This window comes from Hymenobacter chitinivorans DSM 11115, assembly GCF_002797555.1.
Taxonomy (GTDB): Bacteria; Bacteroidota; Bacteroidia; order Cytophagales; family Hymenobacteraceae; genus Hymenobacter; species Hymenobacter chitinivorans.
This window is the reverse complement of record NZ_PGFA01000001.1, coordinates 449902-461045: the sequence shown is the minus strand read 5'-3', so window position 1 is coordinate 461045 and position 11144 is coordinate 449902. Positions and strand designations below refer to the sequence as shown.

Annotated in this window: 11 protein-coding genes; 3 read left to right on the top strand and 8 right to left on the bottom strand. The window is 60.4% G+C overall.

What is annotated here, in order from left to right:
* Nucleotides 1–133: 133 nt before the first annotated feature.
* Nucleotides 134–2452, bottom strand: coding sequence for a S46 family peptidase (locus CLV45_RS01770; protein ID WP_170061798.1), 2319 nt, complete (start codon nucleotides 2450–2452; stop codon nucleotides 134–136).
* A gap of 137 nt (nucleotides 2453–2589) precedes the next feature.
* On the opposite strand from CLV45_RS01770, the gene yidD reads away from it, so the two are divergent.
* Both yidD and CLV45_RS01760 read left to right on the top strand, forming a co-directional pair.
* A complete protein-coding gene (gene yidD, locus CLV45_RS01765; RefSeq protein ID WP_100336920.1) occupies nucleotides 2590–2811 on the top strand; it encodes a membrane protein insertion efficiency factor YidD in 222 nt (73 codons plus the stop codon).
* A gap of 84 nt (nucleotides 2812–2895) precedes the next feature.
* On the top strand, nucleotides 2896–3795 hold the full coding sequence (locus CLV45_RS01760; protein WP_100334682.1) for a hypothetical protein: 900 nt from the start codon (nucleotides 2896–2898) through the stop codon (nucleotides 3793–3795).
* Nucleotides 3796–3955: 160 nt separating this feature from the next.
* On the opposite strand, the gene lgt is transcribed toward CLV45_RS01760, so the two are convergent.
* From lgt to CLV45_RS01725, 7 genes are all read right to left on the bottom strand, one after another.
* Nucleotides 3956–4834 carry a prolipoprotein diacylglyceryl transferase gene (lgt, locus tag CLV45_RS01755; RefSeq protein ID WP_100334681.1) on the bottom strand — a complete coding sequence of 293 codons (879 nt, stop codon included), beginning with the start codon at nucleotides 4832–4834 and terminating at the stop codon, nucleotides 3956–3958.
* 123 nt (nucleotides 4835–4957) lie between these two features.
* Nucleotides 4958–5263, bottom strand: coding sequence for a hypothetical protein (locus tag CLV45_RS01750; protein WP_100334680.1), 306 nt, complete (start codon nucleotides 5261–5263; stop codon nucleotides 4958–4960).
* Complete coding sequence (locus CLV45_RS01745) at nucleotides 5256–5888, bottom strand: RNA polymerase sigma factor (protein WP_100334679.1); 633 nt, start codon at nucleotides 5886–5888, stop codon at nucleotides 5256–5258. The genes CLV45_RS01750 and CLV45_RS01745 overlap by 8 nt, the downstream gene beginning before the upstream one ends.
* Before the next feature lie 217 nt (nucleotides 5889–6105).
* The gene (gene nadE, locus CLV45_RS01740; RefSeq protein ID WP_100334678.1) at nucleotides 6106–8040 is read right to left on the bottom strand and encodes an NAD(+) synthase; all 1935 of its coding nucleotides are present in this window, start codon (nucleotides 8038–8040) and stop codon (nucleotides 6106–6108) included.
* A gap of 166 nt (nucleotides 8041–8206) precedes the next feature.
* Nucleotides 8207–8956: a ribonuclease III gene (gene rnc / locus CLV45_RS01735; RefSeq protein ID WP_100334677.1), complete on the bottom strand. Its 750-nt coding sequence runs from the start codon at nucleotides 8954–8956 to the stop codon at nucleotides 8207–8209.
* Entirely contained in the window at nucleotides 8956–10203 is a 1248-nt protein-coding gene (gene fabF, locus CLV45_RS01730; protein ID WP_100334676.1) for a beta-ketoacyl-ACP synthase II, read from the bottom strand. Before fabF ends, rnc begins: the two co-directional genes overlap by 1 nt.
* Before the next feature lie 88 nt (nucleotides 10204–10291).
* Entirely contained in the window at nucleotides 10292–10528 is a 237-nt protein-coding gene (locus CLV45_RS01725) for an acyl carrier protein (protein WP_100334675.1), read from the bottom strand.
* Between the two features lie 163 nt (nucleotides 10529–10691).
* Between CLV45_RS01725 and CLV45_RS01720 the strand changes: the two genes are divergently transcribed.
* On the top strand, nucleotides 10692–11120 hold the full coding sequence (locus CLV45_RS01720; protein ID WP_100334674.1) for an IPExxxVDY family protein: 429 nt from the start codon (nucleotides 10692–10694) through the stop codon (nucleotides 11118–11120).
* Nucleotides 11121–11144: the final 24 nt, after the last annotated feature.

The following is an 11144-nucleotide window of genomic DNA, read 5'->3' as shown; positions in this document are numbered from 1 at the left end:
TTTAGCTCCCTAAGTAGCTCAATGTTCAGCTAAAATGACGCATGTCCGGCCCGCTATTTTCCGGCCATCCGCAAAAAGGCCCCGACGCACGACGCGCCGGGGCCTTTGGGGCTAACAGAAGCAGTTTTGGGGCTTACATGCCCGCCGCAGCTTCCTCTTTTTCCTTGCCTTTTTTCTTCTTGACCTTGGTCTTCTGCCCGTCGTCGGTCTTGACTTTCATCTTGTCGACGTCGCCGAGCTGGTTCAGGGCCGAACCGCCGTTCTGCGGACCCACGCCGGGGTTGGGGCCGTTGTTGACGATGGTCATTTCATCGACCAGGGCCTTGGCACCACCCAGCTTTTCCACGCACCAGAGCACGTAGCGAATGTCCACGTTGATGCAGCGCTTCAGGTCCTTGTCGTAGGCCAGGTCGCCGGTCATGGCTTCCCAGTTGCCGTCGAAGGCAATGCCAATCAGCTCCCCACGGCCGTTGATAACCGGGGAGCCGGAGTTGCCGCCGGTGATGTCGTTGTCGGTGGTGAAGGCCACGTGCAGGGTACCGTCCTTGTCGGCAAAGCGGCCGTAGTCCTTGGCCCGCAGCAACTCATTTTCCTTGGTGGGCACCACGAATTCGGGGTTCGTGGGGTCTTCCTTGTCCAGAATGCCCTGGGCGGTGGTGTAGAACTTGTAGTCCACGGCGTCGCGGGGCGAATAGTCGCGCACGGTACCGTAGCTTAGGCGCAGGGTCGAGTTGGCGTCGGGCGAGTACACTTTGTCGGCGTTTTTGGCCCGCAGCGCAGCCACGTAAGCGCGGTTGGCCCGGGCCAGCGTGGCCTGGTAGCCCTGGATTTTGGGCACAATGTTCTGGCTGTAGTTGGTGTACACCGAGTTCCAGGTCTTGAAGGCCGGGTCGACCTCCAGCTTGGCTAGCGTCGGCGCGGCCAGGAAAGCGTCGGTCTTGGCCTTCGAGGTCAGGAAAGAGTTGGCAAACACGTAGTCGGCGTACTTGCTCATCGAGCCGCCGTACTGCTTCTGCACGGTCTGGAACACGTCGGGCAGCTGGGCCTTGGGCACGTCGGTGGCGTAGAGCTGCAGTAGGGCCACGAAGACCTTCTTATCGGTCGGGGCGTTATAGTCCTTGAAGTGCTCCTCGGCGGCTTCCTTCAACTCGGCGGCGGCTTTCTGCACGGCGGCTTTGTCGGCCTTGGGGTCTTTGAACAGGTTGTAGAGCGGGGCCATTTTGGCGGCAAAAGCCACGATTTCAGTGCCGTAGGCCGCTTCGTTCACGTACACCGAGCTCAGGTTGTACTCGCGCAGCCCAGCGTAGGCCTGGTTGATGTCATTCAGGGCCGAGCCGTAATTTTGCCCGCGGGTGGCGTCGGCCGCAATCCACTGCATGAGGGAAGCTTCCTCGGCCTTTTTCTGGTCCACGGTTTTGAGGCGCTTCATGCCCTCGTTCTGGCCGATGTAGTACTTCCAGTAGTTGGCAATGTTGGCATACTTGGAAGCGTACTTCAAGCGAATGGCCGGGTTGGCGTCCGAATCTTCTTTCCACAGCTTGAGCCGGGTGTCGCGCAGCTTGATGCGGGCCGGGTTGCTTTGGTCGAGGGTCAGCTGCAGACCGGCGGCGGGCAAGAAGCGCTGGGTGCGGCCGGGAAAGCCGAACACCATGGCAAAGTCGCCCTCACTGACGCCCTGCAAACTCACGCTCAAGTGCTTTTTGGGCACGTAGGGCACGTTGTCGGCCTGGGGGCCGGCGGTGGGCTTGTTGTTCTTGTCGGCGTACACGCGGAACATGGAGAAGTCGCCGGTGTGGCGGGGCCACTCCCAGTTGTCGGTGTCGCCGCCGAATTTGCCAATAGCCTCCGGCGGGGCGCCCACCAGACGCACGTCGCCGAAGCGCTGATACACGAACATGTAGTACTCGTTGCCGGCGAAAAAATCGCGCACGTAGGCCACGTACTGCCCGTTTTCCTTGGCGGCATCCGCCAGCTCCTTCTGGCGCTTCTGAATCAGCACGGTGCGCTCCACTTCCAGGGTCTGGGGCGTGATGCCTTCGAGCACCTTGCCCGTCACGTCTTCCATGCGCACCAGAATGTCCACGAACAAACCTGGATTGGTCTTTTCCTCGCTCTTGGTGGTGGCGAAGAAGCCTTTTTCCAGGATGTTGTTTTCCGGGGTGCTGTGGCTTTGCAGCGCGTCGTAGCCGCAGTGGTGGTTGGTCAACATCAGGCCCTGGCTGCTCACAAACTCGCCGGTGCAGAAACCGCCCAGCTGCACAATGGCGTCCTTGAGGCTGGCGTTGTTGATGTCGTAAATTTCGTCGGCCGTCAGCTGGAGGCCTTTTTTCTGCATGTCGGCGTAGTTGAGCCGCTTCACGTAGAGCGGCAGCCACATGCCTTCGTCGGCGCGGGCCGCTACGGGCAGCAGCAAAGCTACCAGCAGGAGCTTCGCCCAGAGTTTTTGTAACATGGGTGGGGAGTGGGAAAGTGGAAAAGAAACCCGGCCGGAGGCGGGGCTGTTTACTAAGCCAAACTTACGAAAAGGCCCGGCAGTTCTTTTTTCACCGGGCCAGTTCGCTCTTATCCCCTACTTTCGCCCTGCCGCGCATGTCCTACTTATTCCGTCAGCTTTTTCTGGGTTTGATCTGGGTGTACCGCAACCTGATTTCCCCCCTGACGCCGCCCAGCTGCCGCTACCAGCCCACCTGCTCGGCCTACGCGGCCCAGGCGGTGCAGAAGTACGGGCCCTGGCGGGGCGGAAAGCTGGCCCTGCGCCGCATCAGCCGCTGCCACCCCTGGGGCGGCCACGGCCACGACCCCGTACCCTAAGCCGGCAGGTTGCGTATAGGCTACTTCGTTTTGTTGGCCCTGGCCCGCCGGCCCGGGCTTTTTTCCGCTATACTTCTTTCACGCATGCGCTTATTTCTGCTAACGGCCTCTTTATCCACGGTTCTGTTTTCCACCAGCTGCTCCGAAGCCCAGAGCGACGACAAAAAAGGCAAGGGCGGCAAGAAAAAGGACCAAACGGAAGGCCTGGAAAATAACCTCATCGAGAGCAGCATTCCCGGCCTGCGCAAGGTGGGGGCCCTCAACGGCGGCGTGCCCGAAAGCTCGGGCCTGGCCCGGGCCGAAACGGCCGGCACCTTCTACACCCACGCCGACGCCGGCAACGAGCCCGTGCTCTACAAAATCGACATGACGGGCCGCCTGCTGGGCAAATCGACGCTGCCGTTTTCCAACGTGGACTGGGAAAGCCTGGCCCAGGACGACAAAGGCAACATCTTCGTGGTCGATGCCGGCAACAACAACAACAGCCGCCGCGACTTGGTGGTGTACCGCATCAACCCGACCTCAAACTCCCAGGACCTGAGCCGGTCCAACTTTAGCTACGCCGACCAGACCGCCTTCCCGCCCGGCAAGAAGGAGCGCAACTTCGACTGCGAAGCTTCGCTCTGGCACGCTGGCAAAGTGTACCTGTTCACCAAAGACCGGGGCGCGGGCCAGACCAGCAAGGTCTACACCCTCTCCGACCAAGCCGGCAACCAGAAGGCCCGGCTCCTGACCAAGCTGACCATTCCCGGCGAAGTCACCGGCGCCGACGTCAGCTCCGACGGCCACCGCATTGCCCTGCTGGCCCGCGAAGAGCTTTTCTTGCTGGAAGGCAACAGCTTCGAGGCGGCCCTGAAAGCCACGCCCCGCCGGATTTCGCTCAAGGGTGCCGGCCAAACTGAAGGCATCGTTTTCCACAAAGACGACAACAACAAGCTCTTCATCAGTACCGAGGAGGGCAACATCTACGAGTACTCGCTGTAGTAAGTAGCTAAGTTCAGAATCGTCCCCGTTGCACGTCAGGTCGAGCAGCGCGAGGCATCTCGCTCGGCTGACGTTGTTGGTATTATCGTTCCATAAAAAAGCCAGCGGCCGATTCAGGAGAGAATTGGCCGCTGGCTTTTTTTATGATTACCGGTTTTGATTACTGGACTTTGGCTACCGGCTTGTTCTCCTCCTGTCCCAGGTCACGCGGGGCGTAGCCATAGGGGTTATTCGGGTCCTTACCGGCGCGCAGCAGCACCCACAGGCCCACCAGAATCAGAGGGATGCTTAGGATTTGCCCCATGTTCAGCGGCAGGCTGTTTTCGAAAGCCACCTGATTTTCCTTGAGGTATTCGCCCAGGAAACGCTGCGTGAACAGGAATACTACGAAGAGCCCGAAGAGTAGCCCGCGGGGGGTGCGCTCCTTGGTGCGGTTCCACATAGCGTAGAGAATAGTCAGCAGCACGATGCAAAACAGGGCTTCGTACATCTGGGTCGGGTGGCGCAGCTCGTTCGGAATGTTGGTGACTTCGTGGTGAATCTCGTTGTAGCGCACGAATTTAAACGCCCACGGCACGTCGGTCACCTTGCCGATAATCTCGGAGTTAAACAGGTTGCCGGTCCGGATCAGGGCCCCGCCCAGGGCTACTACAATCACAATCCGGTCGAGCACCCAGAGGTAGTCGAACTTGTTGTTGCGGGCAAACAGCCAGCAGGCCAGCAGAATCCCGATGGTGGCGCCGTGGCTGGCCAGGCCGCCCTCCCAGATTTTGAGGATATCCAGCGGGTGAGCCAGGTAATAATCCGGGTCGTAAAACAGGCAGTGGCCCAGGCGGGCTCCCACTATCGTGCCCACCAGCATGTAGATGGTAATAACATCGACCCAGCGCGGCGATACCCGCTCCGACTTGTAGATGTGGGACAGAATGAAGGTGCCAAACACGAAGCCCGACATAAACAGCAGCCCGTACCAGCGCAGCGTCAGCGGACCGATTTGGGCAATGATGGGCGACACGTCCCAGGTGATAAAAGCAAGCATAGGGAGCATTGTTACGAAAAGATGGAAAGGACTCAAAGGTAGTCAGACATTCGGCTTGCCGGCAGGTCGGCTGCCGGGCGGCTCACTTGCTGACTTGGGCCAAGCCCGGATGCCGGGAGCAGCTCAGCGCGGGTCCAACGCGGCCGGCTGGCTCCCAAGATAAGGCTTGGCTTGATTGGTTGGGTTAGCGGAAGGCAGCACGGCACCGTCGCCGCTCAGCAGCAGGATTATTCCCAGCATGGCCGCGTAGCTGGGCCAGCGCAGCCACGTGGGCAGCAGCTGGCGTTCGGCAGAACCTTCACCAGCAAGCCGGGCGCGGACACGGCTGTAAAAAAAGGGCCGGGGCTGGGAAGGCTGCCGGGCCTGCCATTGGCGCAGCAGACTTTCCCATTCTTCGTCGGGGTTGGGGCGCGGGCGGGAGTTAGACATGACGCAAAGCGGGAGTTAGGTGGTGACGAAGGGTTTTGCGGGCCCGAAACAGCAAGGACTCCACCGCCGGCACGGTCGTTTTGAGCACGGCGGCTATTTCCTCGTAGCTCAGCTCCTGCTCGTGGCGCAGCGTAAACGCCACCTGCTGCTGCTCGGGCAGGCGGTCAATCAGGGCCAACAAGAGCGTCAGCTGCTGCTGCTCTTCCAGCTGCTGCTGCGGATGCCCCCGGTCGGCCGGCTCGTGCAGCACTTGGTTGTCGAAGCCCAGCAGACTCGTGAAGTAGGCGAAGCGCTTCTGGGCCCGGGCCCGGCGGCGGCTTTTCAGGGCCCGGGAGGTTGCCAGTCGGTAGAGCCAGGTGCTGAGTGCGGCCTCGCCCCGAAACCGGCCGATGGTCTGGTACACCTCCACAAAGACTTCCTGGGCCACATCTTCGGCCTCTTCCGGAGACCGAAGCAGAGCCAACACCGTGCGGTAAATCCGGTTCTGGTAGCGTTCCACCAACGTGCGAAACGCTACTTCACTACCCTGCTGCAGCTGCGCTACCAGTACGGCATCGGCCGCGGCGGCAGTACTTGGGGTAGTCGGCGGGGAACCGTGAACGATAGGCAGCGGCAGGGTATACACGGGGAAAGCAGGAACTGAAAAGATGGAAACGCTACTTGTTCAGTTTCCCGCGTTGGCCGTGAATACTGAGGGTATGCCTGCTTAGGTCACCTTGTTCGCTAAAACTTGCGCCCACCCTCCTACATTTCTTACACTCTTCTGTTAATCAATTAATTAATCTACTCAGAACCCGGCTCATCCTGGTACCCGGCGCTCAACTAGCTTCGGCCCGGTTCGGCTACAGGCTATTGAGTTCCTGGGTGAAGCCGCCGCTCAGAATCGGGAAGCGCAGCCACGAGCGGGGGTCCACGTTGTAGTCGTCGAGGTGGAAGGCCGGGGCAAACCGTTCCCGCTTCCACTGGTTGCGGGACCAGAGCGAGTAGAAGCGCTTCACGTAGGTCTTGAGCTGCTCCGGGTCGGTGTCTTTTTCCTCCTGCAGCAGCGTGGCGTACACCTGCTGCGGGCTTAGCCGGTTATAAAACGCTAGCCGCTCGATGCGGTTGAGCAGGATGTAGGGCATTAGGTCCCGCTCGTCGGTTTGGTTGTCTTCCTGGGGCCGCAGCTCGGCCGTGGGCTGCAGGGCATTCACGTGGCGCAAACCCGGGTAATTCAGCTCGGTTTCGGCCCAGCGTAGCCACTTTTTCACGAAGTCCTTATCCACGCCGGCAATGGGCGAGATGCTGCCAGCCGTGTCGCCGTCCATGGTGCAGTAGCCCACCGAGGCCTCCGAGCGGTTGGAGGTCGTGATGAGCAAGGCATTCTGCACGTTGGCCAGCAGCCAGATGGCGGGGGCGCGCACCCGGGCCTGAATGTTTTGCAGGGCAAGGTCGTCGGTTTGCCAGGTCAGCTCCCGGCCCAGGGCGTGCTCGATCTTACCCACGTAGCCGGTTACTTCCTCATCAATGCCCCAGTTGTAGAATACCGACCCGATGGAGTCGGCCAGCTCTTTGGCCGAGTTGAAAGTGTCGTCGGAGGAATTGACCGTGCCCTGGTAGGCACAGGTAAGCAGGTGGCCGGTAATTTCGCGCTGCCGCCGCCGCTGCTCCTCATCGGGCCGGCTGTGCGAGGCGTCTTTGGGGCCCGGCGCGGCCTGGTCAGGCTGGGGCGCGGCCGAGCCGGCAATCCGGGCAATGTCATCGGCGGTGAAGCAGCCGGAGCGGCGCATAAATTCGGCCGTCCCGATTTCCTGGGTGCCCAGGCGCACCATTTCGGCCACGCCCACGGCGCACATGCAGGAGTCGGCGCCCCCGCTCAGGCTGAGCACGAAGCCGCGGGTGCGGGCCTTGCGCATGTAGTCGAACAAGGCCAGACTCAGGGCCTGATTCAGCTCCCGGTACTCGTCGGGCGCGGGCAGCGGGGTAATGCTTTCAGCCGGCGCCAGCGGCGTGCTAAAGTCCACGTCCACGCACTCAATATCCACTTCTTTGAAGCTCAGCAGCTGGTTGCGCATCAGCAGATGACCGTTGCGGGCCACCAGAATTTCGCCATCGTAAATCATACGGCCCGCTTCGTTGCCGAGCAGGTTGGCGTAGAGGTAGGTGCAGTCGAAGTTGCGCGAGGCATTGAGCACCAGTTTATAGCGCACGTCGGTTTTGCTCATGGCAAAGTGGCTGGCCGACGGATTCACAATTAAATCCACCCGGCCCTTGAGGCGGCAGGCGGGCCGCTCGTTGTCGGGCCGCCAGGCATCCTCGCAGATTTCGAAGCCAAACCGCACGCCCTTGTGCTCAAAGACAAGGTCGCCGATGGGCCACTGCTGCCCTTCCCAGCTCACGGTGCTGGTTTCACCGGCTCGCCAGGAATTAAAGAAGCGGGGCTCGTAGTGCACTCCGTCGTTGGCCAGAAATTGCTTGGCCGCAAAGCCCAGGATTTCCCCGTCGCGCAGCACGGCCGCCGTGTTGTAGGTGCGCCCTTCGAGCCGCACCGGCAACCCTACGCACACCAGAATGCCTTCCGTCCAGGGCCGCACTTGCTGCAGATACTGCAGAGCCTCGGCGGCCAGCCAGTCGCTCAGAAACAGGTCTTCGCAGCCGTAGCCGGTCAGGCAGAGCTCCGGGAGGCACAGCAGCTCCACGCCGGCCGCCTTGGCCTGGTCCAGGGCTTCTTTGATGGTGCGCAGGTTGTGTTGCCAGTCAAACGGTATCTGATTAAGGGCGGCGCCGGCTAGTCTCATTATGCGAAAAACTTGGTTCTGGTTAACAACTGCTTTTGCTGGCGGTGGGTTGCCAAAAAATCCTTTGCGGACCTCTGCCAAACCACTGCGCACCGCTGCGGGAACCGTCGTTCAACGATATTTCCCGTAGCGGTGCGCAGTAGGTTCGCGGAGGTCCGCAGAAGGTTTACACGCCCAGCGCAGCCAGGGCCCGTTCGGCCGCCAGCTGCTCAGCCTGCTTTTTACTCAGGCCCATGCCCGTGGCCACCGGCTCGTCGTCCAGCAGCACCGTGGCCGAAAACTCCATTACGCCGCCCGAGCGGGGCTGCCCGGTCAAATCATAGCGGATGGTTTTGCCCTGGCGCTGGGCCCACTCAATGAGCTTGCTCTTGAAGTTGGCCGTGGTTTCAATCAACGATTTAACGTCGATAAATGGCTTGATCAGGCGGGTCAGCACAAACTTACGGGCCGCCTTGTAGCCCTGGTCGAGGTAAATGGCACCCACCAAAGCTTCCAGGGCGTTGCCGTTTACGGAGCGGGAGCGGGCGGCCCGGCCCTGGGCGGGGTCGAGCTGCACGAGCTTGTCGAGCCCGATTTTTAGCGCCAAACCGTTCAAACTTTCCCGGTTCACGATGCGGGAGCGAAGCTCGGTCAGGAAGCCTTCCTGCTCGTAGGGAAACTTCCTGAACAGGTACTCGGCCACCACCGCGCCCAGCACGGCGTCGCCGAGGAATTCCAGCCGCTCGTTGCTCTGGTGCCGGGCCGTGTCGCCCTGCTGCCGCACTACCGACGAATGGGTGAAGGCCAAATGGTAAAGCCGCACGTTGTCAGGCGTGCGGCCGATTACCGTAGCAATGGCTTGGCGAAAAGCTCGGTCTTGCCCCAGCAGCCGCCGGAAAAATCCGAAGAGCGGTAGTGGCTGACCTGGTCGCAGCATTAGTCGCGCAGCTTGCGGAATACCACCGACGTGTTGTGGCCGCCAAACCCGAAGGTGTTGCTCATGGCCACCGTCACGTCCCGCTTCTGGGCCTCGTTGAACGTGAAGTTCAAACGCGCGTCCAGTTCGGGGTCGTCGGTGAAGTGGTTGATGGTCGGGGGTACAATGCCGTGCTGGATAGCCAGAATGCTGGCCAGCGCCTCAATCCCGCCCGCGCCGCCCAGCAAATGGCCGGTCATGCTTTTGGTCGAGCTGATGTTGAGGTTGTAGGCGTAATCCCCGAACACTTTCTGGATGGCCTTGATTTCGGCCCCGTCGCCCAGCGGCGTACTCGTGCCGTGGGTGTTGATGTAATCCACTTCTTCGGGTCCGATACCGGCGTCGCGCAGGGCGTTTTGCATGACCAGCACCACACCTTCGCCCGTGGGGTCAGGAGCGGTAATGTGGTAGGCATCCGACGACAAGCCGCCGCCGATGATTTCGGCGTAGATCTTGGCGCCGCGGGCCTTGGCGTGCTCGTACTCCTCGATAACCAGGGCCCCGCTACCTTCCCCCAACACGAAACCATCACGGTCCTTGTCGTAGGGGCGGGAAGCCGATTCCGGGTCGTCGTTTCGCTCACTCATGGCCTTGAGGGCATTAAAGCCCCCTACCCCAGCCTCCGTAATGGCGGCTTCCGAGCCGCCGGTAACGGCCACGTCGGCCATGCCCAGGCGGATGTAGTTGTAGGCGGCCACAATGGCATCCGACGACGAGGCGCAGGCCGAAGTCGTCACGAAGTTCGGGCCCCGGAAACCGTTCTTAATCGAGATGTTCCCCGACGCGCTGTCGGCTATCATCTTCGGAATGAAGAACGGGTTGTAGCGCGGGGTGCCGTCGCCCTTGGCGAAGTTGAAGCACTCCTCCTGGAAGGTTTTCAGGCCCCCAATGCCCGAGCCCCAGATGACGCCGACGCGGTCCTTGTTGACGCCGTCAAGGTTGGCATCCTTGATGGCTTCGTCGCTGGCAATGACGGCAAACTGCGTGAACAGGTCCATCTTCCGACCTTCTTTGCGGTCGAAATAGTCGTCAGGATTGTAGTTTTTTACCTCGCACGCAAAGCGCGTTTTGAACTTGCTGGCGTCGAAGCGGGTGATGGCGGCCGCACCGCTTACGCCGCGCGAGAGCCCGTCCCAAAATTCGGCGACGGTTTTGCCCAGCGGGGTAATGGCACCAAGGCCGGTCACAACAACTCTCCGAAGAGACATAGGCGAAAGTGGAGACTGAATAAAAAGCAAAACGGCCGGCGGCGAGCCGGCCGGTAAGCACTAAAACAGGGTAGAAAGAAGCAAAGCCTTACTTAGCGTGCTCTTCCAGGTAGCTGACAGCCTGACCAACGGTGGCAATGTTTTCAGCCTGGTCGTCGGGGATAGACACGTTGAACTCCTTTTCGAACTCCATGATCAGCTCGACGGTGTCCAGGGAATCAGCACCCAGGTCGTTGGTGAAGCTCGCCTCGGGCGTTACTTCCGACGCTTCAACACCAAGCTTATCGATGATAATGGCTTTTACTTTTTCTGCAATTTCAGACATTTCCGTGGGGGTTTAGAGAAAACTCGGCACAAATAACACTAACTTCCCTAACATTGTCAAACCGGGGGCCTGTAATCTTGGCAGGGGAAGAATCTGGGGAAGGTGGTTTCTTTGGGCCTGTTGCGTGTGTAATTTTGTTCTTCCTTGTTTTTGGTAGTGCCTTATGAAAACGCTCACCCTGGATGTAGACTACGATTGTGACTTCGACTTGTTCGGCATTGTGTCGTCGAGCCGGGAGCACAAGCTGGCCTGGACGCTCAACAGCTCGCTGCGCCTGCGCCTGGTGAAGCAGCAGGACCTGATTTACGATTTATTTGCCCAGGGCCGCCTGGTCATCAGCAATTACCTGCACGCCACCGAAAACAGCACCCTGCGCCTGCTGCGCAACCGCTCGGTGGACCCTTCGCCGCTGAAAAAGCCTTTTTTGGCCCCCGATATCAAGGAGTACGACTACCTGATTCAGGTCAGCAACGGGGCCGGACCGCTGGCCCCGGAGGAATTGCTGGAGCAGCTCACCCGCCTGCCGGAGGTGCAGTACGCCTGTCAATTCGACCCGAATACGTTAAAATTCAAAGAAAATCTGCTCTTTTGAGCTCGCACAGTTGTGGCGGCTGGT

Excerpts from the sequence above, each read along its gene's own strand:
- CLV45_RS01750 (WP_100334680.1), bottom strand. The coding sequence starts at position 5,263 with ATGTCTAACTCCCGCCCGCGCCCCAACCCCGACGAAGAATGGGAAAGT.
- rnc (WP_100334677.1), bottom strand. The coding sequence starts at position 8,956 with ATGCTGCGACCAGGTCAGCCACTACCGCTCTTCGGATTTTTCCGGCGG.
- yidD (WP_100336920.1), top strand. The coding sequence starts at position 2,590 with ATGTCCTACTTATTCCGTCAGCTTTTTCTGGGTTTGATCTGGGTGTAC.
- nadE (WP_100334678.1), bottom strand. The coding sequence starts at position 8,040 with ATGAGACTAGCCGGCGCCGCCCTTAATCAGATACCGTTTGACTGGCAA.
- lgt (WP_100334681.1), bottom strand. The coding sequence starts at position 4,834 with ATGCTTGCTTTTATCACCTGGGACGTGTCGCCCATCATTGCCCAAATC.
- fabF (WP_100334676.1), bottom strand. The coding sequence starts at position 10,203 with ATGTCTCTTCGGAGAGTTGTTGTGACCGGCCTTGGTGCCATTACCCCG.
- CLV45_RS01720 (WP_100334674.1), top strand. The coding sequence starts at position 10,692 with ATGAAAACGCTCACCCTGGATGTAGACTACGATTGTGACTTCGACTTG.
- CLV45_RS01760 (WP_100334682.1), top strand. The coding sequence starts at position 2,896 with ATGCGCTTATTTCTGCTAACGGCCTCTTTATCCACGGTTCTGTTTTCC.
- CLV45_RS01725 (WP_100334675.1), bottom strand. The coding sequence starts at position 10,528 with ATGTCTGAAATTGCAGAAAAAGTAAAAGCCATTATCATCGATAAGCTT.
- CLV45_RS01770 (WP_170061798.1), bottom strand. The coding sequence starts at position 2,452 with ATGTTACAAAAACTCTGGGCGAAGCTCCTGCTGGTAGCTTTGCTGCTG.